Origin of the sequence: Streptomyces sp. V4I8 (assembly GCF_041261225.1) — a bacterium.
Classification (GTDB): domain Bacteria; phylum Actinomycetota; class Actinomycetes; order Streptomycetales; family Streptomycetaceae; genus Streptomyces.
The window spans coordinates 5363726-5389377 of the sequence record NZ_JBGCCN010000001.1 but is presented as its reverse complement, the minus strand read 5'-3'; the positions used below and the strand labels follow the sequence as shown (position 1 = coordinate 5389377).

General features: G+C 70.7%; 21 protein-coding genes and 1 pseudogene. 14 read left to right on the top strand and 8 right to left on the bottom strand.

Going from position 1 to position 25652, the window contains the following annotated elements:
- Positions 1-290 precede the first annotated feature (290 nt).
- A complete protein-coding gene (locus tag ABIE67_RS24430; protein ID WP_370260977.1) occupies positions 291-1139 on the top strand; it encodes an NPP1 family protein in 849 nt (282 codons plus the stop codon).
- 247 nt (positions 1140-1386) lie between these two features.
- The gene (locus tag ABIE67_RS24425) at positions 1387-3363 is read left to right on the top strand and encodes an Ig-like domain repeat protein (RefSeq protein WP_370260974.1); all 1977 of its coding nucleotides are present in this window, start codon (positions 1387-1389) and stop codon (positions 3361-3363) included.
- Positions 3364-3380: 17 nt separating this feature from the next.
- Here ABIE67_RS24425 and ABIE67_RS24420 read toward each other — a convergent pair whose 3' ends face one another.
- Together ABIE67_RS24420 and ABIE67_RS24415 are read right to left on the bottom strand one after the other, a co-directional pair.
- Entirely contained in the window at positions 3381-5522 is a 2142-nt protein-coding gene (locus ABIE67_RS24420; RefSeq protein WP_370260970.1) for a hypothetical protein, read from the bottom strand.
- 68 nt (positions 5523-5590) lie between these two features.
- A complete protein-coding gene (locus tag ABIE67_RS24415; RefSeq protein ID WP_370260966.1) occupies positions 5591-6787 on the bottom strand; it encodes a PP2C family protein-serine/threonine phosphatase in 1197 nt (398 codons plus the stop codon).
- A 109-nt stretch (positions 6788-6896) separates the two neighbouring features.
- On the opposite strand from ABIE67_RS24415, the gene ABIE67_RS24410 reads away from it, so the two are divergent.
- Positions 6897-7361, top strand: coding sequence for a hypothetical protein (locus ABIE67_RS24410; protein ID WP_370260963.1), 465 nt, complete (start codon positions 6897-6899; stop codon positions 7359-7361).
- Positions 7362-7510: 149 nt separating this feature from the next.
- Here ABIE67_RS24410 and ABIE67_RS24405 read toward each other — a convergent pair whose 3' ends face one another.
- Positions 7511-7750 carry a hypothetical protein gene (locus ABIE67_RS24405; RefSeq protein WP_370260959.1) on the bottom strand — a complete coding sequence of 80 codons (240 nt, stop codon included), beginning with the start codon at positions 7748-7750 and terminating at the stop codon, positions 7511-7513.
- A gap of 130 nt (positions 7751-7880) precedes the next feature.
- Between ABIE67_RS24405 and ABIE67_RS24400 the strand changes: the two genes are divergently transcribed.
- Positions 7881-8807: a hypothetical protein gene (locus ABIE67_RS24400; RefSeq protein WP_370260956.1), complete on the top strand. Its 927-nt coding sequence runs from the start codon at positions 7881-7883 to the stop codon at positions 8805-8807.
- Here the strand turns inward: ABIE67_RS24400 and ABIE67_RS24395 are convergent.
- Positions 8710-10044, bottom strand: a complete 1335-nt coding sequence (locus tag ABIE67_RS24395; RefSeq protein ID WP_370268866.1) for a PLP-dependent aminotransferase family protein — start codon at positions 10042-10044, stop codon at positions 8710-8712. The two genes, ABIE67_RS24400 and ABIE67_RS24395, sit on opposite strands and share 98 nt — an antisense overlap.
- Before the next feature lie 97 nt (positions 10045-10141).
- Here ABIE67_RS24395 and ABIE67_RS24390 point away from each other — a divergent pair, with 97 nt between their 5' ends.
- Entirely contained in the window at positions 10142-10954 is an 813-nt protein-coding gene (locus ABIE67_RS24390) for an alpha/beta fold hydrolase (protein WP_370260952.1), read from the top strand.
- An 81-nt stretch (positions 10955-11035) separates the two neighbouring features.
- Here ABIE67_RS24390 and ABIE67_RS24385 read toward each other — a convergent pair whose 3' ends face one another.
- Complete coding sequence (locus tag ABIE67_RS24385) at positions 11036-11818, bottom strand: Rid family hydrolase (protein ID WP_370260948.1); 783 nt, start codon at positions 11816-11818, stop codon at positions 11036-11038.
- Between the two features lie 72 nt (positions 11819-11890).
- On the opposite strand from ABIE67_RS24385, the gene ABIE67_RS24380 reads away from it, so the two are divergent.
- The 5 genes and pseudogenes from ABIE67_RS24380 to ABIE67_RS24360 all read left to right on the top strand — a co-directional run.
- A complete protein-coding gene (locus ABIE67_RS24380) occupies positions 11891-12817 on the top strand; it encodes a LysR family transcriptional regulator (protein WP_370260944.1) in 927 nt (308 codons plus the stop codon).
- Between the two features lie 170 nt (positions 12818-12987).
- On the top strand, positions 12988-13296 hold the full coding sequence (locus ABIE67_RS24375) for a hypothetical protein (protein WP_370260940.1): 309 nt from the start codon (positions 12988-12990) through the stop codon (positions 13294-13296).
- A 702-nt stretch (positions 13297-13998) separates the two neighbouring features.
- A complete protein-coding gene (ltrA, locus tag ABIE67_RS24370) occupies positions 13999-15429 on the top strand; it encodes a group II intron reverse transcriptase/maturase (RefSeq protein ID WP_370252167.1) in 1431 nt (476 codons plus the stop codon).
- 39 nt (positions 15430-15468) lie between these two features.
- A complete protein-coding gene (locus ABIE67_RS24365; protein WP_370260938.1) occupies positions 15469-15873 on the top strand; it encodes a TOPRIM nucleotidyl transferase/hydrolase domain-containing protein in 405 nt (134 codons plus the stop codon).
- Positions 15874-16089: 216 nt separating this feature from the next.
- Positions 16090-16194: pseudogene (locus ABIE67_RS24360) on the top strand (alpha/beta fold hydrolase); the annotation flags it as partial.
- Between the two features lie 47 nt (positions 16195-16241).
- Here ABIE67_RS24360 and ABIE67_RS24355 read toward each other — a convergent pair.
- On the bottom strand, positions 16242-16442 hold the full coding sequence (locus ABIE67_RS24355) for a hypothetical protein (RefSeq protein WP_370260936.1): 201 nt from the start codon (positions 16440-16442) through the stop codon (positions 16242-16244).
- A 154-nt stretch (positions 16443-16596) separates the two neighbouring features.
- Between ABIE67_RS24355 and ABIE67_RS24350 the strand changes: the two genes are divergently transcribed.
- Positions 16597-17616, top strand: a complete 1020-nt coding sequence (locus ABIE67_RS24350) for an endonuclease/exonuclease/phosphatase family protein (RefSeq protein WP_370260933.1) — start codon at positions 16597-16599, stop codon at positions 17614-17616.
- Between the two features lie 49 nt (positions 17617-17665).
- Positions 17666-19618 (top strand): FUSC family protein, encoded by a 1953-nt coding sequence (locus ABIE67_RS24345; protein WP_370260929.1) that lies wholly within the window; start codon positions 17666-17668, stop codon positions 19616-19618.
- Between the two features lie 177 nt (positions 19619-19795).
- On the opposite strand, the gene snpA is transcribed toward ABIE67_RS24345, so the two are convergent.
- Positions 19796-20470 carry a snapalysin gene (gene snpA, locus ABIE67_RS24340; protein ID WP_370260925.1) on the bottom strand — a complete coding sequence of 225 codons (675 nt, stop codon included), beginning with the start codon at positions 20468-20470 and terminating at the stop codon, positions 19796-19798.
- 172 nt (positions 20471-20642) lie between these two features.
- Here snpA and ABIE67_RS24335 point away from each other — a divergent pair, with 172 nt between their 5' ends.
- Positions 20643-21587 (top strand): LysR substrate-binding domain-containing protein, encoded by a 945-nt coding sequence (locus tag ABIE67_RS24335; protein ID WP_370260921.1) that lies wholly within the window; start codon positions 20643-20645, stop codon positions 21585-21587.
- A gap of 16 nt (positions 21588-21603) precedes the next feature.
- Here ABIE67_RS24335 and ABIE67_RS24330 read toward each other — a convergent pair whose 3' ends face one another.
- Positions 21604-23676 carry a PhoX family phosphatase gene (locus ABIE67_RS24330; RefSeq protein ID WP_370260917.1) on the bottom strand — a complete coding sequence of 691 codons (2073 nt, stop codon included), beginning with the start codon at positions 23674-23676 and terminating at the stop codon, positions 21604-21606.
- 277 nt (positions 23677-23953) lie between these two features.
- On the opposite strand from ABIE67_RS24330, the gene ABIE67_RS24325 reads away from it, so the two are divergent.
- Positions 23954-25642 carry a VWA domain-containing protein gene (locus ABIE67_RS24325; protein WP_370260912.1) on the top strand — a complete coding sequence of 563 codons (1689 nt, stop codon included), beginning with the start codon at positions 23954-23956 and terminating at the stop codon, positions 25640-25642.
- Positions 25643-25652 lie beyond the last annotated feature (10 nt).

Here is a 25652-nt window from a genome sequence, read left to right as displayed (position 1 = left end):
CTCACCACTGATCATGGAATTTGATTGTCCTGACAAAGGGGACGCATCAATCAATTCTCCGGTTCCAGGAGTCGGTCGCGGAGGTCGGCTGTCGCGCGGCGGCCGTAAAACGCGAGGTGAACGGCACAGAAACGAGTCAGCGGCGGTCATGACGCCCGGGCGAACAGCCCTCCAAAACGCCGAGAGGAATTGATTGCCCTGGTCAGAAGGGCTGCCGAACAACTTTCCGCTCTCCAGTCTCGATCTCGCACCGCCGGGTTCCCGGCAGACCGAGCATGGAGGAGACCCTCGTGTCGCAGGCAGTCAAGACCAAGGGCAAGACCAACAGGACGTCCCGTCTGGGCAAGGCCGCCCTCGTCCTGGGCAGCGTCGCCGCGCTGACCGTCGGCGTGACCGGCAGCGCCAACGCCGCCCTGCTGAAGCCCTTCAGCTACATGGGCGACGGCGCCGTGAAGCAGGAGATGTTCCAGCCGTTCTTCGACTACGACGAGGACGGCTGCTACCCCGCGGCCGCCGTCGACGCGAGCGGCAGACTCAACGGCGGCCTCGACCACACCGGGTCACTCGGCGGCGGATGCAAGAGCAACCACCTCGGCCAGGCCAACACCTACTCGCGGTCCAAGTGCGACAAGGGCTCCGGCTGGTGCGGCATCGTCTACACCCTGTACTTCGAGAAGGACCAGGGCGTCGCCGGCCCCGGCGACAAGTTCGGGCACCGGCACGACTTCGAGGCCGCCGTGGTCTGGTACCACGGCAATGACCAGTGGCCCAGCTACGTGTCCGTCTCCGCCCACGGCAACTACACCACCCAGCGGTTCAACGACGTGGAGCGGGAGGGCAAGCGCTTCAAGGTCGTCTACCACAAGGACGACAGCACCCTGGCCGGCCCCTTCGGAACACACGCCTTCCGCTTCGCCAAGGCGGGAGAGCGGGCGGAGGCGTGGGGCAACGGGAGCTGGGACCGCCCGGCCCTGGTCCCCTACGACACCCTGTGGAGCAAGAACCGGACGGCCTGGAACGCGCTGGCGGGCTCCAGCTGGGACAAGGCCAACTTCCCCCTGCAGGACAAGGACGACCACTTCCGCACCACCCTGAACAGGGCCAAGCCGTCCGGCATCAGCTTCAATGCCTGGAGCTGACACCCGGCGCCCACAGCCGCCCCCGGCGGGGACACTCCCCCCTGTCCCGCCGGGGGCTTCCCCATGCCCACCGGCTCATTCACACCGGCTCGTTCACACCCGGCTCTTACACACGGCTTAACCCTGCTGTCAGTGCGATGACCTAGCCTGCGATCGCTTACTAGCTGCGGTACACGCGCGCCCCTGCTGCCGCGTCCGCTCTCATCGCTTCTTTCGCTTCTTTTCGTTCCGGGGGGTTCGAAAAACCGTGCGCAGACGCACTCTTCCGACCGCGACGGCACTCGCGGTCCTCTTCAGCTCGGTCGCCCTGGTCGCGACCGGCGCCGGGTCGGCCGCCGCCGACTCCAGCACGTCCCTGCCCCTGAAGTCGACCGGCGACATCGTCGTCGACGGGGTCCACCAGCGGGTCTTCATCAGCGACCCGACCGCCGGACAGGTCGTCGTCACGGACTACGCCGGCGCGGTCGTCGGCACCGTCGGCTCGCTGCCCGGCGTCCTCGGCCTGGAACTGTCGCCCGACTCCGGGACCGTGTACGCGGCCGTGGGCGACGCCGACGCGATCGTGGCCATCGACACGGCGACCGCGACCGAGGCCCACCGGTACTCCACCGGCACCGCCGACCCGCAGTACCTCGCCGAGACCGGCGGCAAGATCTGGTTCGGCTACGGCGGCGCCGCCCAGGGCAACATCGGCTCGCTGGACGTCAGCGGCACCGACCCGGTCGTCGCCCTGAACCAGGCCCCCACCAACGCCTGGTACTCCGCCCCCATCCTGGACGCCTCCGCCGGCGCGCCCGGCACGCTGGTCGCGGGCGCCCCCGGCCAGAGCCCGGTCGTCCTCGCGGTCTACGACGTCTCCTCGGGCACGCCGAGCCAGACGGCGTACGCCTTCGACCCGGGTTCGACGGGCGGCGGCAACCTCATGGACATGGCCGTCACGCCCGACGGCAAGGACGTCGTCACGGCCAGCGGTGCCCCGTACTACCAGGCGGTCTACAAGCTCACGGACCTGTCCAAGGACGGCAAGTACGTCACCAACCCGTACCCGAACGCGGTCGACATCGCCCCCAACGGCGATGTCGCGGCGGGCACCAGCTCCACGGACGAGCCCGACGTCCACGTCTTCGAGCCGGGCACGTCGATCTCGCTGAAGGACTACACCTTCGGCTCCGACGAACTCACCCCGCGCGGGCTCGCCTGGGCGCCGGACAGCAGCAAGCTGTTCGCGGTGTCCCGCGGCGGCAGCGACGCCTACGCGCTGCACGTCTACGACGACCCGACCAAGGTGGCCACCACCCTCACGGTCGACGCCCCCGCCACGGCGCCCCGCGCGAAGGCGCTGACGCTCACGGGCAAGCTGACCTCGACCGCCGCGGTGCCGGCCGGCACCGAGGTCTCCGTCACCCGCACCGACGACGAGTCCCCCGCCGGCAAGGCGCTCGGCACGGCGACCGTCGCGGCGGACGGCACATACACCTTCACGGACACCCCGCCGGCCGGCGGCAAGGTGACGTACACCGCCACCTACGCGGGCGACGCCGACCACGCGGGGGCCACGGCCTCCGACGCGGTGACCGTCGCCAAATCCGCGACCACCCTGACGCTGAACAACAACCTCAAGGTGTACGGCTACAACAGCGCCGTCACCTTCACCGCGCACCTCGGCACCACCTACAAGAACCGCACGGTGGAGATCTGGGCCGACCCCTACGGCTCCGACAAGCCCAACGCGCTGGTCAGGAAGGGCACGGTCGACTCCAGCGGGAACCTGACGGCGACCGTCCGTCTGACCCGGGACACCAAGGTCAGCGCGAAGTTCACGGGTGACACGCGGTACGCGGCGAAGACGATCACCAACACCGTCTACACGAAGGTGGCGGTGTCGACCTCGCTGACCGGCTCGTACAAGACGGCCACGGCCTGGAACCAGAAGTACTACTACTTCCACCAGTCCAAGGACCCCGTCCACAACACGACGATGACGAAGTACCCGGGCCGCAAGTACCAGCTCCAGGTCCAGCGGTTCTACGACGGCGCCTGGCACACCACGCACTCCGAGTACCTCGCGCTCGACACCTACGGCAAGGACTCCGTCACCCTCGACGGCACCCCGCCCGTCGGCCCCCGCTTCCGGATCCGCTCGTCGTACATCGACACGACGTCGGGCGACAACGTCAACGCGACGACCTACGGCGCCTGGAAGTACTTCGTCTTCACCAAGTGACGTCCGTGTCCGGCGGCTCAGGCCTGCGTCTGCAACTGCTGCAGCTGCCGGAGGACGTTCTCCAGCGCACCCCGCCGCCGTCCCGGCACTCGGCCCCGCAGCTCCGCGAGCGCGGGGCCGAGTTCACGTGCGGGGACGGCGTCCTTGATCTGGCCCCACTGATGGTGGGCCCGGTCCACCGCGGCCTCCACCGCGGGCGCGTCCGCCGCCTGCCCGGCGGACAGCCGCGCCGAGGCCACCATCAGCCAGGCCCGGCAACTGCGCACCGGATCCCCCGCCATCATCGCCAGATCGGCCCGCACCTCGATCCAGTGCAACGCCGCCTCGGAAGCCGGCCCATGGGCCCGCAGAGCCGTCTGCTCATAGTGAGCCGCCAACACCTCGGCCTCCCCATGCCGACCGGACTCCACGGCGGCGGCGATGGTGGCGTGGGGGTCATGGGGCGCGGGGAGCTGGGCGGGGGTCGGCGCGGGGCTCGGGACGGGACTGTGCGCGGGGAGCGGCGGGGCGCTCGATTCGGGGCTCTGCACAGGGGCCTGCGGGGAGCTCGGCGCGGGGCTCTGCACAGGGGCCTGCGGGAAGCTCGGCGCGGGGCTCTGCACAGGGAGCGGCAGGACCAGGGTGAGGCTCGACTCGGAACTCGGCTCGGAGTTGGGCTCGGAGCTGGGCGCAGAGACCGGAGCCGGGGTCGGCGCCGAACTCGACGGCGAGTACTCGGGCGGAAGCGACGGGGAACCCTGAGCCAGACCCTCCGCAGGGGGCGGCGGGGAACCCGGCGCGGGACTCGGCTCGGTGCTGGGCGCGGAAATCGACACCGGGACCGGTTCACGGCTCTGCACGGAACCCGGCACAACAGAGGCGGGAGCCGAATTCGGAACCGAACCCGACGGCGACTGCTGCGGCGGAATCGGCGAGGAACCCGCACCAGGGCTCTCCGCCGGAAGCGGCAGTGAACCCGACGCGGGATTCGGCTCGGCACTCGGCGTGGAACCCGACGGAACGACCGGAGCCGGGCTCGGCACGGAACCCGCCGCCATGACCGGAGCCGGGCTCGGCACAGAACCCGACGCAGCAACCGGAGCCGGGCTCGGCACAGAACCCGACGCAGCAACCGGAGCCGGGCTCGGCACAGAACCCGACGCAGCAACCGGAGCCGGGCTCGGCGCCGGACCCGGCGGCAGATCCTGTGCCGGGAGCGGCCCAGAACCCGGCGCCCCGTCCTGCGCCGGAAGTCGCGGGGACCCCGGAGCCGGGCTCTGTGCCGAAAGTGGCGGAGAGCCGTAAGCCGGGGCCTCCCCGGGCAGGGGCGGAGAGCCGTAAGCCGGGGTCTCCCCGGGCAGCGGTGAGTCGAGAGCCGGGAGTTCGCCCGGGAGCGGTGGGGGGACGGGGGTCGGGCCCTGGGTGGGGTTGGGCTCGAAGCCGCGTACGGAACTCGGCACGAGGAGCGGGGCGGGGCCCTGGGCGGGAGTGGGGGCGGTGAGTCGGGCCGGGGTCGGGGGCAGGAGGTTCGGGGGGAGCTGGGGCGGGGCGTATGCCGTCAGCACTATGTCGGTGCCGAGACCGCCCTCGCGGGAGATGCGTGTCAGGGCCTGCTGGTGGAGCTGGTCGAGAGGGGGCCGGTGGCCGCTGCGGAGGAGGGTCGCCACGGCCTTCATATACGCCGGGCCCGCCACCGTACGGCGACTCGGCGGCGGCGCGATACGGCCGTAGACCGCGCTGTTGCGCCCCGAGTCGAGGGGGTGCGCGCCCAGCCACTGCCAGGTCTCGGCGTCGGTGTGCAGGTCGAGGAGGAGGGACGTCGAACCCGGTGCGCGCAGGCGCAGTTCCTCGCGGAACCAGTGCCAGGGAAAGCCGGTGTAGCGGACGGTCGACGGTGTCGTCCGGGCCAGCGCGAGGTGGGGCAGATGCTGGCGGCGGTCCAGGTGGAGCTGGCCGGTGACGAAGACGGTGAGGGGGGCCGGGGAGGCCGCGGCGGCGCGCAGGCGGGTGAGGACGGCCTGCGGTTCGAGGGGGTCGGCGAGTTCCACGACGTTCGCCGTGTCCGTGCCGGACAGCACCGTGGGCGGGACGGCGGCGAGTACGGGGAGCACGGAGGCGGCGTCCACCAGACAGCCCTTGCCCGCCGGGGCGGCGGCCAGCAGCAGCACGGTTCCGGGCATCGGTCCCTCCCCATCCCCCGTCGATCACGTAGGCAGCACCGTAACCGCTGCGGCTGCAAAGCGGGATCTCAGGACTCTTTACGCCCGATTCCGTCCGTATTCCCCACACCAGTTCTCCTCCGTCGCACCGCGAACACCGTCGTGTCGTCGGCGAGATGACCGCCGCAGTGCCGCAACGTGCCGTCCCGCACGAAGGCGACCAGCCGCCGGGGCCGCGCGAGGTCCGGGTCGGCGGCGACGGCGGCGGCGACCTCGGTGGCGAGCGGAAAGAAGACGTCGTCGCCGTCCCGGGCCTCGGTCACCCCGTCCGTGGTGAGCAGCAGGGTCTCGCCGGGACGGAGGGGAACCCGGCGCACGGGCGGCGGGCCGTCGGCGGGGTCGAGTTCGGCGAGGCCGAGGGGGAGACCGTGGCCGGGCGACAGGGACCGTACGCCGTCGGGGCCGACGACGAGCGGGCAGTCGTGACCGAGGACGAGGGCGTCCAGCGCGTCCGGCTCGTCGTCGGGGAAGCCGAGCAGTACGGCGGTGGCGAACCGGTCGCCGTCCTGGGTGCCGAGGGCCCTGCGCATGCGGATCTGCCGTTGCATGCGCACCTCCAGGCGCTGGGCGACCGTCGTCAGGTCGGGCTCGTGGTAGCCGGCCTCCCGGAACGTGCCGAGCAGCGCGGCCGCCGCCTCCACCGCCGCCAGTCCCTTGCCCTGGACGTCACCGAGGATGACGCGGGTGCCGTGCAGGCCGGTCTGGATGTCGTAGAAGTCGCCGCCGACCCTGGCCTCGCTGTCGGCGGCGAGATACACGGCCGCGTGTTCGAGGCCGCCCCAGCCCGGCGGCAGCGGGCGCAGCACCGTGCGGCGGATGGTCTCGGCGACGTCCTGGATGTGCAGCATGCGCTGCTCACCGCGGACCCGGACCACACAGGCCAGCGTGGCGAGGACACCGCCGATGCCGGCGAGGACGAGGTCGGGGATGCCTGCCTGGTACTCGGCCGGCAGGGCGGCGTCCGCGACGACGTAGGTGGCGGGTGCGAGCACCGCGAACGCGGCCGTGCCCCACACCCCGCAGATCGCGGCGGCGATACCGGGCACCAGCACGATCCAGGACAGGATCCGGAAGTCGCTGCTGGTCCTGAAGTCGACCAGCACGATGCCGACAAGCAGCAGCAGCGGCGGTACCCAGGCGACACTGCGGCCGCGTACGCGCAGCAGCTCCGGCCGGCGGGCGCCCTCGCCCCGCGGGCCGGCCTCCCCGCCGCTGACGGCCCTCATGGGCATCAGCCAAACACGCCGATCAGCGCGCCGCATCCGGGTGCCGACTTGCCTGCGGCCCGCTTCAGGTGTGCCCTGGATGGCGGGGCGAGGAGAGAGGAGTGCTCTCATGGCTCATGCGGCACCCGCGCCCGGCGGACGGACGGTGACGGCGAGGACGGGCACGGCCGGCACGAGGGGCCTGCCCGATGTGTTCAGCGCGCGGACACACCGCGTGATGAGCGTGGCCGTACCGGTCGGTCTCGGCCTCGTCTACGGCTACTGGGCCGCGGCGAACCGGCGCTCCGGCGGCGAGATCACGGGCTGGAACCTGCTCTTCGGCTTCGTCACCGCGATTGCGTTCATGGTGCTCCACGTCGCCGTGCGGTACGTCGCCGCGCGCATGATCCGCGAGGTCCACGCGATCCTGTGGGCCGCCTTCGCGGGCGGCACGTTCGGGTTCCTGTACAGCCAGACCGACGCGTCGGTCCTCAGGTCCTCGCTCATGGGGCTCGTGATCGGCGCGGCCTGCTTCGTCGTGCTGTTCTACCGCTACTACACGCACGAGGACGCCCAGGGCCGCCGTATCGCCTGACGGGCGTAGGCGGTCGTACGGCGGCGGTACAGGGGTCGTACGGCGGACGCAGGCCACGGACACACGGATCGGCCCCGGCCTACCGATGGCGGACTGCCACCGATGGGGCCGAGGCCGACCCGTTCCCCTTCATCCACCCACGATCACGTTCATACAGCCACGATCACGATCACGGACACGGACACGTTCCCCTCCCGGCACTGATCGCCGGAGAGCCAGTACCAGAACGGGTCGCCGTTGGCGTGGTGATCGAGGACCTGGCACTCGATACCGATCGGACTGTTGTCACGGTCGCTGGCCGCCGCCGTGGTACCGGTCGTCGCGACGGCGAGGGCGCCACCGGTGAGCAGGGCCGCGGCCATGATCCGCAGGGACGGAGTGGTGCGCATGATGGGCCTCCTTGCTCCCCTGATCCATGAGACACCCGTTCGGGTGAACGCTCCACCGGAGAGCGGTACCGTGCGGCCGTATGCAGGCACAGGGCTGGCGCCCACGCCTCCGTGACCCTTGCCTGAAAGGGTGCTCACCCGGCTACGGAACGCCCTGTCGGCAGCGCTGATCGCGCTGGCGTGCCTCCTCATGCCGTTCGGCGCGTCGGCGGCGTGGGTGGCGTACGGGCTGGCGGACACCGGGCGGTACCTCACCGCGATGGCGCCGCTCGCCGCCGATCCGGCCGTGCAGGGCGTGGTCGCGGACACCGTCGGGGCCGGGATCATGCGGGAGATCGACCACCGGATGGAGACGTCCCCGGCGGACCCCGCGGCGCCCGAGCCCGTCTCCGTGCGGCCCTTCGCCGAGGACGCGGTGCGCTCCTTCACCCGGACCGAGGCCTTCCGTACGGCGTGGGAAGCGGGCAACCGGGTGGTCCACGACGCCGTGCTGAGCGCCCTTCAGGACGGACGCGAGCGCGCGGTCACCGTCGACCTCGCGCCGGTCACCGCCCAGATCAAACACCGGCTCACCCAGGATCACGTGCCGTTGGCGCACCACATCCCGGTCGAGCACACCGAGGTCGCGCTGCTCCCGGCCCACGAGGTGGCACGCCTGAGGAAGGGGTACGAGGTGCTCGAAGTCGCCGGCTTCTGGCTGCCCGTCTCGGCGGCGGTGCTCGCCTCGGCCGGCATCGCGATCGCCGCCTGCCGCCGCCGCGCGGTCACGGCGACCGCACTGGGCACGGCCCTCGGCGGCGCGTTCCTGCTCCTCGCGGTGGCGATCGGCCGCCGGCTCACCCTGGCCGACCTGTCCGACCCGGCCCACCGCCCGGCCGCGGGCGCGGTCTACGACGCCCTGACGGCGACCCTGCGCAACGTCTCCTGGCTCCTCATCGCCCTCGGCCTGGCCGCCGCCCTCACCTGCCGCCTGACCCAACTCCTCGCACCACACCGACAAGCCCCCGCAACGCCCACCGCAGATCCACCTCAGAAACCGACCCGAGCCCGAGCCTGACCGCATCCGGAGTGCGGTTCGAATCAACCGCGAACGCCGGACCCGGCGTCACCGCGACGCCCTGCGCGGCCGCGGCGGCCGTGAAGGTGTCCGCGCGCCAGGGGGCGGGGAGTTCCCACCAGGCGTAGTAGGCGCGTGGGTCGGACCGTACGGTGAAGCCACGCAGTTCCTCCTCCGCGATCCGCTGCCGGCGTGCCGCGTCCGCCCGCTTCGCCGTGACCAGTCGCCGTACCGTCCCGTCCCCGATCCACCGCACGGCCGCCGCGACCGCGAACCGCCCCGCGCTCCACCCGCCGGAGCGGACGGCCGCCGCCACCGCCTCGACGCGTTCCTCCGGTACGACGACGAAGCCGACGGTGAGGCCGGGCGCGACGCGCTTGGAGAGGCCGTCGACGACATGGGTGAGGCCGGGGGCGTGGGCGGCGAGGGGGTCGTCGTCGGTGAGGAAGGACCAGATGCGGTCCTCGACGACCGGGATGTTCAAGTCGATCGCCATGGCGGCCAGTCGGCGTCTGCGTTCGGGGCTCGTCGTCACGGAGGTCGGGTTGTGCAGGGTGGGCTGGAGGTACAGCGCGGCCAGGGGAGCCGTGCGGTGGGCGGCGGCGACCGACTCCGGGCGGGGGCCCTCCTCGTCGGTGGCCAGCGGCACCAGGGTGATGCCCAGCCGGGCGGCGATCTCCTTGACCACGGGGTACGTCAGCGCCTCGACGCCGACCCGGCCGCCCGGGCGGACCAGGGAGGCGAGGGTGGCGGCGACGGCCTGGCGGGCGTTGCCGGTGAAGAGGACGCGGTCGGGGGCGGGGCGCCAGCCCGGGGTGGCGAGGAGGGCGGCCGCCGCCTGACGGGCCTCGGGTGTGCCGGTGGCGGCGGCCGGGCTCAGGGCCTCGGTCAGGACGTCGGGGCGCAGCAGTGGGGCCAGGGCAGGGGCGAGGAGTTCCGACTGGCCCGGCGCGGAAGGGTAGTTGAGCTCCAGGTTGACCGGAGCCGCCGTCGCGGCCTCGACCAGCGCCCGCTCACCCGGCCCCGCCGGCGCGGCCCGCACGAACGTCCCGCGGCCGACCTCGCCGACCACCAGACCCCGCCGTACGAGTTCGGCGTACACCCGCCCCGCCGTGGACCCGGCGATCCCGCGCCGCCGCGCGAACGCCCGCTGCGGGGGCAGCCGTTCACCGGGCCTGAGCCGTCCGGCGGCGATGTCGTCGGCTATGCGGTCGGCGAGACGCCGGTAGTCGTCCATCCGGTTCACGAGCTCCCCCAAGTGCGGACTCCTCGGATTGCACCGAGAGCAAAGATCTTATTGCACCGAGGAGTTGGGCCGATCTAGGGTCGTCCACATGAGCCCCTTCCTCGCATACGAGGACAAAGGCGTCGATACCTCAGCGACCCCCGTTGTCCTCGTCCACGGCCACCCCTTCGACCGCACGATGTGGGCCCCGCAGACCGAGGCGTTCTCCGCCACCCGCCGGGTCGTCGCCCCCGACCTGCGCGGCTACGGCGCCTCCCCGGTCGTCCCGGGCGTCACCCCGCTCTCCGTCTTCGCCCGGGACATCGAGGCCCTGCTGGACGACCTGAAGGTGGATACTTTCGTCCTCGGCGGCCTCTCGATGGGCGGCCAGATCGCCATGGAGTGCTACGCCCGCTTCCCCGACCGCGTGCGCGGCCTGGTCCTCGCGGACACCTTCCCCGCGGCGGAGACGGCGGAGGGCAAGCGGGCGCGGGGCGCCATGGCGGACCGGCTGCTGCGCGAGGGCATGCGCGGATACGCCGACGAGGTACTGGAGAAGATGGTCGCGCCCTATGCCGACGCCCAGGTCAAGGCCCACGTCCACCGCATGATGACGGCGACGCCGCCCGAGGGCGCCGCGGCGGCCCTGCGCGGCCGCGCCGAACGCCCCGACTACCGCGCCCTGCTGACCCGGGTCACGGTCCCCGCCCTGGTCGTCGTGGGCGCCGACGACGCCTACACCCCCGTCTCCGACGCGGAGGCGATGCACGCGGCGCTCCCGGACTCGACCCTCCGGGTGATCGAGGGAGCGGCACACATGCCGAACCTGGAGCGGCCGGAGGAGTTCAACGAGGCGCTGGGGGAGTTTCTGGCCCGCGTGGACGACAGCCGATACAGAAAAGCGGTTACTCACCAGCTCTAGTTAGATCGGGCTCGCGAAGGGCAGGCCGACCCGTTCGATGCGAGCTTGTGGCGGGATGGTCGCTGAGGTGGTCTCGGTTGGTCAGCCTGCTGTCGGGCTCTGCGGGACCTGCGCTCGCGTGAACCCGTGGCTCCGCTCCACTCTCGCCACATGCAGCGTGTAGTTCTGGTACCACTGGGCTCGCCCGCGATTGTGCGCCGCGCGGTGCTCGGCGTTGGTCCGCCACTCCGTGAGGGCGTCGGCGTCGCGGAAGTAGCTGACGGTGATGCCCAGCCCGCCAGGAGTCTGCGCGTGGTCCATCCCCAGGTACCCGGGGACGTCCTTCACCAGGTCTTCCAAGTATGCGCTGGTCTCGCTGTAGTCGCTCTGGTCCTGAGTCCGCACCGTAGTGAAGACGGCCGCGTAGTAGGGGGGTTCATAGGCCTCGACGGGCACGACAGACGCTTCCGAGTGATTGCTCATGGCGCCACTGCGAGGCGGGATACGCCGCCGCGCGTACACCTCTATTTCGATCTTCATCCGCGGGTCGGCGAGACCGCACATGAGCATCGTGGCGGCGGGCTGAACGTCGCCGAAGTAGCGGCGCAGGACCGGCCAGCAGGGTTCGAAATCTTCGCGGTCGGGCAGTAGGTAGCGCACGCGCACCACGTCGGCGAAGGTGCACTTCGCCTCGGCCAGTGCCGCCTCGATGTTGCGCAGGCACTGCTCGGCCTGCTCCACCACGTCGTCGGAGATCGTCATGGTGGCGTAGTCGAACCCGGTCGTCCCGGACACATGTACCCAGTCGCCGTCGACCACAGCACGGGCATAGCCGATCTGCTCCTCAAAGGCCGAGCCGCTGAGGATCGCGCGTCGCTCTGTCATGCGCCGAACGCTAAATGGCCAGCACTGATACGTCTAATACGACCGCATGCATGGTCTGATATCTCTGGGCGTATGGAGCGCCCCGAACTCCCCCTACCGCAGCTGCACGCCTTCGTCGTGCTCGCAGAGGAACTCCACTTCGGCCACGCGGCCGCCCGCCTGGGCATCGCCCAGCCGCCGCTGAGCCAGCAGATCCGCCGCCTGGAGGGCAAGGTCGGCCACGAGCTGTTCACCCGCGCCCCAGGGCATGTCACCCTGACCCCGGCCGGCAGCGAACTGCTGCCCGCCGCCCGGCGGGCACTCACCGGCCTCGCGGACGGCCTGGCCGCAGCCCGGGCTGTCGGCAGTGGCCAGGCCGGCCGCCTACGGATCGGCTTCGCCGCCTCCCTCGCCTTGACGATCCTGCCCGGCCTGCTGCGCACCTTCCGTCACCAGTTTCCTGGCGTGCACCTGGACATCCACGAGATGACCACCGCTCCACAGATCGCCGCCCTGCACGACAAGACCATCGACATCGGTCTACTGCGTGAACCCCCCACCGACGAGACAGAGCTCGGCTTCAGTACGGTACTCAGCGAGCCTTTCGTGGCCGTGCTGCCGTCCACGCATCCTCTGGCCGCCCAACGGACCGTACTGCTTGCACAGTTGGCGGACTCGCCCTTCGTGCTGCTGCCCCGCACGGTCGGCCCGATACTGCATGACCAGATCATCGGCCTGTGCACTGCAGCAGGGTTCGCACCGCAGATAGTCCAGCACGCGGTGGAGTGGCAGACCGTGTGCGCCCTCGTGGAAACCGGTCTGGGCGTCTCCTTGGCCCCGGCGAGCATCCGACGCATCCGCCTCAAAGGCGTCGCCTTCCGCAGGATCGAACCCGGCACCGCCCGCACGCGAGTGGCCGTCGCTTGGCGCAAGAACGACCGTAGTCCCCTGGTCACACGCCTGCTGGCGACCATCAGCCAAGGTCCGCCGAACAGCACGCCCAGCCGCTCGTCGGGCTGATGACCTGATAAGGGCTGTCCCGTAATCGATCTTGAGGTCGAGATCGGTCCGCCGCGAGGCGACCTGCTCCGAATGGCTGCTTCGATGTGCCCGGTCGACCTGACCTGCTTAGCGTCGTACTGCCGTGCCGCACAGGCTGCGGCGCACCGAGGCGATGGAGAGGAACTCCCATGGCAGTCGTGATGACCTTTGTGTGGCCCGAGCTCACGCCAGAGGCGTACGACGCGGCGCGTGACCGGGTGGGCTGGGAAGACGACGCTCCGGACGGGTTCGTGATGCACATGGGCTGGTTCGCCGACGACGGCTTCCACGCGGCCGACGTCTGGGAGACGGAGGATCACTTCACACGGTTCATCGCCGACAGGGTCGCACCCGTGGTCAAGGGGGAACTGGGCATCACGACCGAGCCCCAGGTGACGTTCGCCCCCCCTCTACCGGCGCTTCATCGCCCCGGACGCCAGCGGCGCTGCCTGAACTGACCTCGAACTTGTCCGGGCGATCACGTTCGGAGCCAGATGACGAGGGTTGCGGCGGTTGCGGTGCCGGGGTAGACGTAACGACGCTTGTCGTAACGGGTGGGTGCGCCACGAGGCGCCATGGAATCGAGTGAGGTGAGAGACCTTCACCGCCGGGTTGTCGCAGCAATCTGGCTGAAGCTGGGGGCAGTTCGATTCGGGGGATGCCGAGTCGAGCGGTAAGCAGCCCCGACAACGTCGGGACGGATTGGCACTGCCAGACGGTCCGGGTCCGGCTAGCGAGACGGGAAGGTGCACGCGAGGAATCAGTGCTTGACGCCCCGTAATTACGACACCGGCTCCAACCTGGCGGATATGGGCCGGACGCAGTGCACGACCACCGCTGGCCGGTGGTCGACTCCGAAGCCGATTCCACGTATCGGTGGGGAGGCCACGCCGAAAGCCTGCGGCGTAAGCGTGGCGATGCTGCCGGGGTAGAGCTGGGCACCTCACCCGTCGATCGATTCCGTGGTGAACGTGGGAACTGCCCGCGGTCGCCCAAGGACCGGACGTCCAGTTCGGTCAAGGGCAGGCCCATCGCCGGCTGATGGTCGTCGGGCAGGACGGAGGCCCCGTAGTACTCCGAGGCCGGGAGAGCCGGCCACATGGGGAAGGGGGCCAGCAAGTCAGCAGTAAGGAAACTGGAATGCCGGGAGGCTGTCGCCGGTGAATACCGACGAGCTGGAATGGGCCTTGATGAAGGCCGAACGCCGGGTACTGGAGATCCAGACCAAGCTGCACCGTTGGGCTGCTGATGATCCTCATCGCAGGTTCGACGATCTGTTCAACCTCGTGGCCGATCCCGCCTTCCTGTTGGTGGCGTGGGACCGTGTCCGGGGAAACAAGGGTGCCCGCACGGCCGGAGTGGATGGGAAGACCGCACGCTCCATCGAGGCCGGGCAGGGAGTCGAGATGTTTCTCGGCAGGCTGCGGACTCAGATTAGAGACCGCAGCTTCCGACCGGTTCCCGTGCGCGAGCGGATGATTCCCAAGGCGAATGGCAAGCTTCGTCGTCTTGGGATTCCGACCGTGGCGGACCGAGTGGTCCAGGCGTCCTTGAAACTGGTGCTGGAGCCGGTGTTCGAAGCGGATTTCCTCCCGTGTTCCTATGGGTTCCGCCCGAACCGCCGGGCTCATGACGCGATCGCCGAGACTCGCTATCTCGCCAGCCACGGATATGAGTGGGTGGTGGAGGGCGACATCACGGCGTGCTTCGACGAGATCTCGCACCCGGCCCTCATGGAGCGGGTGCGGAATCGAATCGGGGACAAGCGGGTGTTGTCCTTGGTGAGGGCGTTTTTGAAGTCCGGGATCCTGTCCCGGGACGGGGCCTTCACGGACACACGCACTGGGACCCCGCAGGGCGGGATCCTGTCGCCGCTGCTGGCCAACATCGCTCTCTCGGTCCTGGACGAGCACATCGCCCAGACCCCCGGAGGACCAGACAGCACCTCCGAGGATCGGCGCAGGAGACGGCGCCGGGGATTGCCCAACTACCGGCTGGTCCGGTATGCGGATGACTTCCTCGTGCTTGTCTTCGGGCGCCGTGAGCACGCCGAGGAATTACGCGATGAGGTCGCGGAGGCGTTGAAGCCGGTGGGCCTTCGCCTGTCGGTGGAGAAGACAAAGATCACGCACATTGACGAGGGCCTCGATTTTCTCGGATGGCGCATCCAGCGGCACCGGAAACTGGGCACTGACCGGCAGTACATCTACACCTATCCGGCACGGAAATCAGTGCGTTCCGCAACGGCCAAGGTGAAGGAACTGACTGGACGGCAGAACGTCGGCTTGTCGCTGGAGTCCTTACTCCACCGGCTGAACCCGGTGTTGCGAGGATGGTGCGCGTACTTCCGTCCCGGAGTGTCAAACGTCGCTTTCTGTTACCTCAGCCACTACACGTGGATGAGGGTGACACGATGGATCCGGCGCAAGCATCCCGGGATCACTTGGAAGCAGCTCCGCCGACGCTATTACGGCGGTGGCTGGTGGCCTGCCACGGAGGAAGGGGAACTGTTCAACCCGGCAAAGGTAAGCACGACCAGATACCGATACCGGGGAACACTCATCCCGACCCCGTGGCCCATTACGGCATGAGGAACTGAACACCCCGAAACGGGATTTGCGGAGAGCCCGGTGCCCGGAGACGGGCACGCCGGGTTCGGGAGGCGGCTCGGAGAAACCCACTGGTGGAAACACCAGCAGGGCGCCCCGAGTCGACCTCACCCACGGCCCGGTGCTGTTGCTCCACAACCTCACCCTCGCTGCTACGTGAAGGATCTGGCAGAAGGGCTATTCGTCGAGGCAGCTGTGCTCGTTGCAGGGGAGGCGGATGAGGCTGTCATCCTCGGTTTTGCTGAGCAACAGGGCCTGAGCCTTGGCGCGAATGGCATCAGCGTCATAAATGTTGAAGGCAAGGGAAATCTCGTCCTCGCCCACGCCATCCTGAGCGGGTTCGGTGTCAGGTGTTACGTCGTCTTTGATGGCGGCACAGGACCCAAGGCAATGGTGGGCGCAAATAAGGCCGATCGGTGGCGGTAGGGAGTGGGAGGCCCTGCCGCGCAACGTGAAGCCGCCGAGTGCGCGAGAGGAACTCAGCGCACGCCTGGCCATCAAGAACGGCCACAGTCGGGGCGGGCTGTGATGCCGACCGAGGCACTGCGAGACTCTCTCCGTATTGCCGAAAGCAGAGGCCGCCGACTGAACCACCCCTGACAAGTGACAAAGCGAAGGGCCCCGAATATCTCTCCGGGGCCCTCGACCCTCCGGGTGATCGAGGGAGCGGCACACATGCCGAACCTGGAGCGGCCGGACGAGTTCAACGAGGCGCTGGGGGCGTTCCTGGCCCGTGTCGACGCGTGAGCCGTACGCCGCTCACCGCACACGGCCCCGGCCCCGGCCCCCCGGCCCTACGCACCAGTCGAAGTCATATTCATGACCGCCACGAGCAGCACGAAGGCGATCGCCACCCCCTGAACGGCCTTCCCCCAGCCAGGCATCGGCTCGCCCCTCCGGGCCGCCGACCGCGCGGCGACGAAGGCCACCACCAGCCCGACGACGGCGAGGGGCGCGAGCACCAGCGTCAGCCAGTTGATCTGCACGGGCGTCATCTCGGGATCTCCTTGCTCGACGTTCCACTCGGTGACCGGCGCCCCATCATCGGCGCCGGCCCCCGGGACCCCTCCCGCCACGCAACCTTCCCCCCACAGCCCCCGTCTTTGAGGGAGGATTCGGGCATCCCACCCACGAGCGGAAGGCCGGGACTTGGACACTGCAACTGCCGAGTGGACGGCGTCCCCGGACGGCAGGACCGGGCGACGGGCCGGGCGGCGGTTCGGCGCCTGGTCGGCCGGTCTGCTGTTCCTGGGCATCAGCCTGGTCGTCGGCTGCCGGGTCGCCGACACCGACGGCATCACCCCCGTCCCGCAGTTCCTCGCCTTCCTGCCGTGGCTGCTCGTGCCCACCGGCTTCGGGCTGCTGCTCGCCCTGTTCGCGCGCTGGTGGTTCGGCGTCGTGTGGGCCGTCGTCCTGCTCGGGCTGCTGGCGTGGTTCATCGAGCCGTACGGCAAGACGGATCAGCCGGGCGGCCGCCCGCTCGCCTCCTTCCGGGTGCTGACCTCGAACGTCGAGTTCGGACAGGCGACCGACGCCCTCGTCGCCGCCGTCCGCCGCGAACGGCCGGACCTCGTGTTCGTCCAGGAGTGCGAGCACACCTGCGACGCCCGGCTCAAGGAGACCCTCGGCACCGACTACCCGCACCGCGCGGCACAGGTGGCCGCGGGCTCGGCGGGGTCGGTCATCCTGAGCCGCTTCCCGCTCGACCCGGCCGGACCCGCCGACGGGGTCGACGGCACCATGGCCATGCCCGGCGCCGTCGCCGACATACGCGGGCACGCCGTACGGCTCCAGCTCGCGCACCCCATGCCGCCGCTGCCCGGACACGTCGACCTGTGGCGCCGGGAACTCGGTGAGCTGCGGGACTTCGCCGCCGAGGACGCCGCGGACCGCAGGACGCCCCTCGTCGTCGCCGGCGACTTCAACGCCTCCCAGGACCACGCCGCCTTCCGCCGCATCCTCGACACCGGCCTGCGCGACGCCGCCCGGCTCACCGGCCACGACCGCACGCCCAGCTGGCCGGCCCGCACCACCCCGGCCTTCGGGACGCAGATCGACCACGTGCTCCTGTCCACCGACTTCTCCGCCCGCACCGCCCGCTTCCTCGACCTGGCGGACACCGACCACCGCGCCCTGCTCGTCGACGTCACCCTTCACCAGCGCGGATGAGGGCGACGGCGCCCCGCTGAGGCTGAACGCGGGTGCCCATAATGGGCGCATGTCCCGCGAGTTCCCCATCGGCCTCACACCTCCCGACTGGCTGGTGCGGAACCTCCGGGCCCAGAAGGCCCCCGTGAACTGGCCGGCCGTGGTCCGCGCCGCGATCGCGATGGCCCTCCCGCTGGCCATCGGGCTGGCCGTCGACCGCCCCTTCTACGGCGCCCTCGCCTCGATGGGCGCCCTCAACGGCGTCATCAGCGACACCGCCGCCGCCTACCGCGTCCGCATCCCCACCATCGCGATCCCCCAGCTCTTCGGCGCGGTCGGCATCACCCTCGGTGCCGCGGTCCACGGCCACGGCTGGGTCGCCGTCGCGGCGGTCACCGGTGTCGCGCTGGTCTCCGGGATGATCTCGACGATCGGCGCGGTCGCCTCCGCGGCGGGCCTGGTGCTGCTGCTGACCTCCGTGATCGGAGCGGGCCTTCCGATGCCGGGCGCGTGGTGGCTGGCACCGCTGCTGATGTCCGGCGGCGGCCTGCTCGTCCTGCTCCTCGCCCTGCTCGCCTGGCCCCTGCGGTCGGGGGTCCCCGAGCGGGCCGCGGTCGCGGACACCTACCGGAGGGTCGCCGATCTGCTGGCGGCCGGGGGCAGCGGCAGCGGCGACACCCTGGCGTACGACGACACCCGGCACGCCGTCACCCAGTCCCTGAACCAGTCGTACGACATCATCCTCGCCCACCGCGCCCACCACCACGGCCGCAGCCCCGAACTCACCCGGCTGCTCGCCCAGTTGAACGCCATCACCCCGGTCGTGGAGGCCGCCCCCGCCGCACGCCTCAGCGGCCACCCCCTCCCGCCCGAGGTCCCGGAGGCCGTACGGCACCTCGCCGCCGCGGTGGAGACCGGCTACACCGGCCCGATAGGCCTCAGGCTCCCCACCCCGACCACCGAGACGGCCCGCGCGGTCGACCACGCCCTGCGCCACGCCGCCGAGGTCGTGACCAGCCCGGACGTCGACCCGCGCGGCATCGACGACCGCCTCGGCCGCCCGGCCGCGCTGAGCATCCGGGCCGCCCGCGCCCTGCGCAACGTGACGCTCTCCGCCGCCTCCTGGCGCTACGGCCTGCGCCTCGCCCTGTGCATCGGCCTGGCCCAGGTACTCGTCTCGATCATCCCGGTCCCCCGCTCCTACTGGGTCGCCCTCACCATCACCTTCGTCCTCAAGCCCGACTTCGGCTCCGTCTTCTCCCGCGCCCTGCTGCGCGCCCTCGGCACGGTCGCCGGGCTCGTGATCGCGGCGGCGGTGCTCTCGGAGGTGCCCCGCGGCTGGTGGGACGTACCGGTGCTGTTCCTGCTCGCACCCCTGATCCCCGCGCTCACCCCACGCGGGTACGGCTACCAGACGGCCGCCATCACCCCGGTGATCCTGCTCCTGTCCGACGTCCTGAACCGCCAGGGCACCGCGCTGCTGCTGCCCCGCCTGGTCGACTCCCTCATGGGCTGCGCGATCGCCCTCGTCGCCGGGTATCTGCTGTGGCCGGAGAGCTGGCACACCCGGGTCGGCGACCGGCTCGCGGACGCGGTGGAGGACACGGCCCGCTATCTGGAGGGCGCCTTCGGCCCGAACGCCGTCGACCCACCGGCCCGCGCCCGCATGCGCCGCCGCCTCTACCGCAACCTCTCCGCCATCCGCACCGAGTTCCAGCGCGCCCTGACCGAACCCCCGCCCACCGGACGCCGGGCGGCGGCGTGGTGGCCCCTGGTCGTCGCCGTGGAACGCATCGTCGACGCGACGACAGCGGCCCGGGTACGGGTGAAACACGGCTCGGCTCCCCCGTCGGCGGCCGAGGTGACCCAGGTCGCCCTCCAGCTGCGGGAGTTGGCGCAGGGCGTAAGGGAGGCCGAGACCCTCTACGAGGTCCGCACCGACCTGACGGGCCCGGCAGGCAGCGTCCTGGAACCCCTACGCCAGGAGGTGGCGGCGGCAAGAGCCATCGCCTCACCTCATTAAGGGTGCCTGGACGGCAACGCCCCAGGGGCGCGGGGAACTGCGCGACCAGCCCCCGACCACCCGCAGCCGCCCGCCAAGAGAGACCACCCGAGCTGTCAGGCGCCCAGAAAGCCGGCGCGGCCGCCCCGTGCAGGGGGGCGACCGCGCCATGTGGGGGGTGGGACCGTACAGGCAGCCCTATCGGCCGACCTTCTCCAGCGCCTTGTCCATCGCGGCAGCGAACCCGTTGGCCCACAGCTGGTCCACGCGGGCCCTCTCGTTGGCATCCGGGACGGAATTCGTGCAGGACGGACCAGGCCCGCCCCCCGACATCAGCTCACTGCACGGCCCCTCGTAGTGGTCCGGCAGCCCCAGCACATGCCCCGTCTCGTGCGCGGTGACGCGAGTCGAGTCGTACTCCTGGTTCTGCTGGTAGTCGAGGAAGATGTAGCCGTTGCCGTGACCGTCGGTCGAGGCGTACGAGCCGCGCGAGTCATTGCCCTCGCGGTAGGTGAAGTCGGCGTTCGAGCCCTGCTGGAGCTTGACGTTGGACACAGCGCCGTTCCAAATCTCGGTGCTGCGGGCTATCTGCGCGCTGAACGTGGGGGCCGCGGAGGCGTCGTAGGTGACGGTGACGGCCGCGGCGGCGCTCGGGTTCGCGGCGCGCTTCTCGGCGACGGACTTCAGGACCGCCTCGAAGAACGCCCGACTGGCGTCGGACTCCGCGGACTTGGCGATATAGCCGGCGTGGACCGGAGCCGCCGTCGCCGGAGTGGCCGTACCCAGACCGAGGGCCGCGACACTGAGACCGACTGCCACCGCCGTACGGGCGGACAGGGACTTGGACAGGGACGTGGACGTGGAAATGCGCATTGATGACTCCTGGGTGGGGGGTGAGTCGTCAAGGCGAGTGTCGGCGCCTGTGAGGCCGCTGTGATGATGGCAACCGGTGATAGCACCGCCCTATCAGGGCCCCAATTGCAAGGGATCCGAGGGGGTTTGTGCGGCTGGTGAAAGCTGTTGTTCCGCTTTAGTGTGCGAGGGCATGGACCTCGAGGTGAGACACCTCCGCGCGCTGTGCGCCATAGCCGACACCGGCAGTCTGCACCGGGCGGCCCGCCAGCTGGGCGTCGCCCAGCCATCGCTGAGCACGCAACTGCGGCGGATCGAGCAGGAGCTGGGCGGCGCGCTGTTCCTGCGGGCGAGAACCGGCTGCCGTCCCACCCCGCTGGGCCGTCTCGTCCTCAGCCGCGCCCGGCCGCTGGTGGCCGATATGCGTGCCCTGGTCGCCGAGGCGAGGGCGGCCGCGGTGGGCGGTGCGGAGCTGCGGGTCGGCTCGACGGCGAGCAAGGCCCTGGCGGGCTGGCTGCGCCGGCTGCGCGGCCACGGCCAGGACCCGACCCTCCATATGAACGTCTCCCCCAACGCCCTGCTGCGCATGGTCGCCGACGGCCAGCTGGACGTCGCCTTCGTGCACGAGGTGGAGGGCTCTCCCCTGCGCATCCCGCCCGAACTGCGCCTGCGCGTGCTGATGGAGCGCGAGCCGCAGTTCGTGTCCCTGCCGACCGACCATCCGGCCGCGGCGAAGGCGGAGGTCACCCTGCCTGACCTGGCCGACGACCGCTGGATGGTCGACCCGACGGTGGACGGCGAGTGGGACGCGGTGCAGCGGATGTTCCGCGCCGCCGGGGTCAACCCCCATGTCCTGCACGGCGACTACTACACGGCCGACGCCCTGGTCGCCACCGGCGAGGTGGTCGCCGTCTGCCAGCCGACCCACGCCGACAGCCCCACCATGGCGGTACGGCGCCTGCGCGGCGACCCGCTCGGCGTACGGCTGCTCCTCGCGGCCCGTACGGAGACGGACCTGGACGGCGTCTATCCCGCGCTGGAGGAGGCGTACTGGGAGGCGGCGCGGCAGGCACCGGCGTACCGGGAATGGCTGGAACACGACGGCGAGCGGCAGCCGCCGGTCCCAGCACTCCCGTGACCGGTGCCCGTGGGGGTCAGACGCCGATGTCGCAGCCGTCCTTGCGCCACACCGCCACGACCGCCGGCCGGTTGATCTTCCCTGCTCCGTCCGGCCAGGCGCTCAGCGGCTTCTCGGCCGTCGCGCCGTCGATCTCGCCCGGGTGCTGCACGGAGACGAGGACACGGCGGTCCTGGATGACCGGGCCGCAGGTCTCGGCGCCGTTCGGCATCGTCAGGAACTGCTTGAGCTCACCGCGCCGTTCACCGCGCGTAGCGACGCCGAAGAGGCCGTCGTGCGAGCCGAGCTGGTTGCCGTCGGTGGAGATCCACAGGTTGCCGTACGAGTCGAAGGCGACGTTGTCCGGGCAGGAGATCGGCGAGACGTCGTCCTTCGGGAACCCGGCGAAGTAGGTGGCCGGGTCCTCCGGGTCACCCGCCACCAGGAACAGCGTCCAGGCGAACTTCTTGCTGTCGGCGCGGTTCCAGCGCTCGGTCAGCTCCAGGACCTGGCCGTGCTTGTTGGCGTTGCGCGGGTTGGCCTCGTCGGCCTTGGCGTTCGACCCGACACCGCGGTTGGTGTTGTTGGTGAGGGCGACGTACACCTTGCCGGTGTGCGGGTTGGGCTCGATGTCCTCGGGCCGGTCCATCTTGGTGGCGCCGACCTTGTCCCCGGCGAGCCGCGTGAACACGAACACCTCGTCCGCGGTCATCCCCTCGACGTGCGAGACGGCACCGTCGGCGGTGGCGGTGGCCAGCGGGATCCACTCACCGCTGCCGTCGAACTCACCGTCGGCGGGAAGCTTGCCGGTGCCGTCGATCTCGATGGCGGGCGAGTCACCGGTGAGCTTGGCGACGTACAGCGTCCCCTCGTCGAGCAGCGAGAGGTTGTGCTCCCGCACGGCCCGGCTCGATCCCCTCTTCATCCGCTTGCTGCCGATGAACTTGTAGAAGTAGTCGAAGCGCTCGTCGTCACCGGAGTAGACGACCGGACGCCCGTCCTCGGTCAGCCGAACCGTGGCCCCCTCGTGCTTGAAGCGGCCGAGCGCGGTGCGCTTGCGCGGCTTGGAGGTGGGGTCGTAGGGGTCGAGCTCGACGACGAACCCGAACCGGTGCGACTCGTTGGGCTCCTGCGCGACGTCGAAGCGCTTGTCGAACCGCTCCCACTTGCGCTCGGTGGCGCCGGTCCCGAGCCCGTACCGCTTGTCGGTCGCGCGGGTGGCGTTGGCGAAGTACTGGTTGAAGTTCTCCTCGCCGTGCAGGGTGGTGCCCCACGGGGTGACGCCACCGGAGCAGTTGTTGAGCGTGCCGAGGACCTTGGTGCCGGTCGGGTCGGCGGAGGTCTTCAGCAGGTCGGAGCCGGCGGCGGGCCCGGTGATCTTGAACTCGCTGGTGGCGGTGACCCGCCGGTTGAGCGGATGGCGGGGGACGACGGTGAGCTTCCCGCTCCTGCGGTCCCCCTCGACCACGACGGCCGAGAGCCCGTGCGCGGCCCAGGCGACCTCGACCTGCTGCTTGGTCGGGTTGGCGGCGTCGTACCCCCGGAACATGAGCACCTCATCGGTGTACTCATGGTTGGCGACGAGGACCTGCCGATTCCGCTCACCCGGCAGCGGAAGAAGAGCAAGGAAGTCGTTGTTGTACCCGAACTGCTTGGCCTGGGCCTCGCCGGTCTGGTTCTCCGGGTCGAAGGCGGGGGCGCCACGCAGGATGGGCTCGCCCCAGCGGATCACGATGTTCTGCGCGTAGCCGGCCGGGACGGTCACGGTGTCGGCGGTGTTCGGCGCGACGGGGTTGAAGCGCAGACCGCGCGCACCCCGGGAGGACCCGGTCTTTTCGGACACCGCGGCCGCCTCGGCGGCGTCCGCCTTCGGCGCGGCCACGGTGACGGTGCCGCTCACGGCGGCGGCCGCGGTGACGACGGCGGCGGCGCGCAGCGTCGTACGGCGGCTGACGGCCTCGGCGATGACGTCACCGACGTACGGGTTCGTGGTGGTGTTGGGCACCTCGTGGAAACAGGCGTCACCACACCGGAACCGGCAGGTCAGGGCGGCCCGCCCGCCCGGGTGCGAGTCGCTGTTCGTTCTGATGATCGGCAACGGAATGCGCATGGTGTCTTGTTCTCCCCTTTGCTTCCCCTTGAATGCAGCGTGGGGGACGCTAGGGGCACGTCTGTGCGGGAGCGGGGCGATCGAATGAACTACAGGTGAACCAGAGGTAGCCGTACCGGAGTTGGCCCTCCGTCCGGACTCGGCGCGATGCCGCCCTTGACGTACGAGGCCCTTCGGTGTCCGCCCCTCCCCAAGATCACCATCTGGGGCCGCTAACCTTACGTGTCCGTCCTGGCCAGGGATCTACGGGCATCAACTCACTCGAAGGGTTGCGCACATGGGCATTCTCACTCTCCTGCGGAACGCGTTCGGCCGGTCACGTAAGGGGCGTACCGCCGAAGCAGAGGGTGCGACTCCCGCGCCGGAACCGCAGGCCACAGTCCCGTCTCCGTCTCCGGAACCGCAGCCGACGGCTGCGGCGCAGGTGCCGGAACCGCGGGTACCGGAAGAGGCGACGAGGCCGGAGGCGGCCCCGAAGGCCGACAACACCGACAAGTCCGACAGGACCGACCGGACCGAACAGGCGGAGGACGGAGAGCACGAGCTGGTCTCGGCCGCCTTCGACAAGGTCACGGTGCCGAAGCCGGCGGAGCCGGTGGCGGCCGAGGAGCCGGTGGCGGCCGAGGAGCCGGTGACGGAGCCGGCGGCCGACGAGGAGCCGGTCGCGGAGACGCCCGCGACTGAGGAGCCCGTCGCGGCGGAGGCCCCGGCGCCGGCCGAGGAGGAGCCCGTCGCGGCAGAGCCCGTCGCCGAGACGCCAGCAGCCGAAGACGCCCTCGCGGAGACGCCTGACGCCGAGGAGCCCGTCGCGGCAGAGCCCGTCGCCGAGACGCCAGCAGCCGAAGAGGCCGTCGCGGAAGAGCCCGCGACGGAGACGCCGGCCGAGGCGCCCGTGCTGGACGAGTCGGCGCCCGAGCAGGAGCCGGTGGCTGAGGGGTCCGCGTCGGTCGCGGCGGGGGACGAGTCGGCACCGGAGTCGGAGGCGAGCGCCGAGGTCACGCCGGAGCCGGCCTCTGAGACCGAGGCCCCTGAGACCGAGGCGCCTGAGGCCGAGGTCACCCTCGACCCCGACCCCGAGCCGGTCGCCGCGGAGCCCATCCCCGAGCCGGTCGCCGCCGAGGCCGCCGCTGAAACGGTCACGGAGCCCGCGACCGCCCAGGCGACCGACGAGCCCGCGGACGCCGACGGCGGGAAGGCCCCACAGGGGCCACTCGCAGCCGACGACGAAAGCAGCACGGGTGGTGCGGGTGGGAACACGGACGCCGAAGGCGAAGCCGAGGCCACAACCGCACCCACAGCCGCACCCACCCCCACCCCCACCGACACGGCCCCCACCCTCCCCCCGGGCCTGCTCACCGCCTACAAGTCCGCCGGCACCACGCTCGACCAGCTCGGCCACACCGGCACCCAGGCCAAGGTCTACCTCGTCCTCGACCGCTCCGCCTCCATGCGCCCGTACTACAAGGACGGCTCCGCCCAGGCCCTCGGCGACCAGACCCTCGCCCTCGCCGCCCACCTCGACCCCGAGGCCACGGTCCACGTCGTCTTCTTCTCCACGGAGCTCGACGGCACCGGCGAGCTCACCCTCACCGAGCACGAGAACAAGATCGACGAGCTGCACGCGAGCCTCGGTCGCATGGGTCGTACGAGCTACCACGTGGCCGTCGACGAGGTCGTCTCCCACCACCAGAAAACCGCCCCCGACACCCCCGCCCTGGTGATCTTCCAGACGGACGGCGCCCCCGACGCCAAGACCCCCGCCACCCAGGCCCTCACGGACGCCGCGAAGAACCACCCCTCCGTGTTCTTCTCCTTCGTCGCCTTCGGCGACCCCGAGAACAAGGCCTTCGACTACCTCCGCAAGCTCAAAACGGACAACACCGCTCACTTCCTGGCCGGCGAGACCCCGCTGGAGCTGACCGACAAGCAGGTCTTCGAGGGCATCCTGGCGAACTGGCGCCCATAGCCGACGGGAG

Excerpts from the sequence above, each read along its gene's own strand:
- ABIE67_RS24405 (WP_370260959.1), bottom strand. The coding sequence starts at position 7,750 with ATGCGCACCACTCCGTCCCTGCGGATCATGGCCGCGGCCCTGCTCACC.
- ABIE67_RS24415 (WP_370260966.1), bottom strand. The coding sequence starts at position 6,787 with ATGAGGGCCGTCAGCGGCGGGGAGGCCGGCCCGCGGGGCGAGGGCGCC.
- ABIE67_RS24330 (WP_370260917.1), bottom strand. The coding sequence starts at position 23,676 with ATGCGCATTCCGTTGCCGATCATCAGAACGAACAGCGACTCGCACCCG.
- ABIE67_RS24375 (WP_370260940.1), top strand. The coding sequence starts at position 12,988 with ATGGCAGTCGTGATGACCTTTGTGTGGCCCGAGCTCACGCCAGAGGCG.
- ABIE67_RS24410 (WP_370260963.1), top strand. The coding sequence starts at position 6,897 with ATGGCTCATGCGGCACCCGCGCCCGGCGGACGGACGGTGACGGCGAGG.
- ABIE67_RS24335 (WP_370260921.1), top strand. The coding sequence starts at position 20,643 with ATGGACCTCGAGGTGAGACACCTCCGCGCGCTGTGCGCCATAGCCGAC.
- ABIE67_RS24345 (WP_370260929.1), top strand. The coding sequence starts at position 17,666 with ATGTCCCGCGAGTTCCCCATCGGCCTCACACCTCCCGACTGGCTGGTG.
- ABIE67_RS24355 (WP_370260936.1), bottom strand. The coding sequence starts at position 16,442 with ATGACGCCCGTGCAGATCAACTGGCTGACGCTGGTGCTCGCGCCCCTC.
- snpA (WP_370260925.1), bottom strand. The coding sequence starts at position 20,470 with ATGCGCATTTCCACGTCCACGTCCCTGTCCAAGTCCCTGTCCGCCCGT.
- ABIE67_RS24380 (WP_370260944.1), top strand. The coding sequence starts at position 11,891 with ATGGAGCGCCCCGAACTCCCCCTACCGCAGCTGCACGCCTTCGTCGTG.
- ABIE67_RS24395 (WP_370268866.1), bottom strand. The coding sequence starts at position 10,044 with ATGGACGACTACCGGCGTCTCGCCGACCGCATAGCCGACGACATCGCC.
- ABIE67_RS24325 (WP_370260912.1), top strand. The coding sequence starts at position 23,954 with ATGGGCATTCTCACTCTCCTGCGGAACGCGTTCGGCCGGTCACGTAAG.
- ABIE67_RS24390 (WP_370260952.1), top strand. The coding sequence starts at position 10,142 with ATGAGCCCCTTCCTCGCATACGAGGACAAAGGCGTCGATACCTCAGCG.
- ABIE67_RS24385 (WP_370260948.1), bottom strand. The coding sequence starts at position 11,818 with ATGACAGAGCGACGCGCGATCCTCAGCGGCTCGGCCTTTGAGGAGCAG.
- ABIE67_RS24420 (WP_370260970.1), bottom strand. The coding sequence starts at position 5,522 with ATGCCCGGAACCGTGCTGCTGCTGGCCGCCGCCCCGGCGGGCAAGGGC.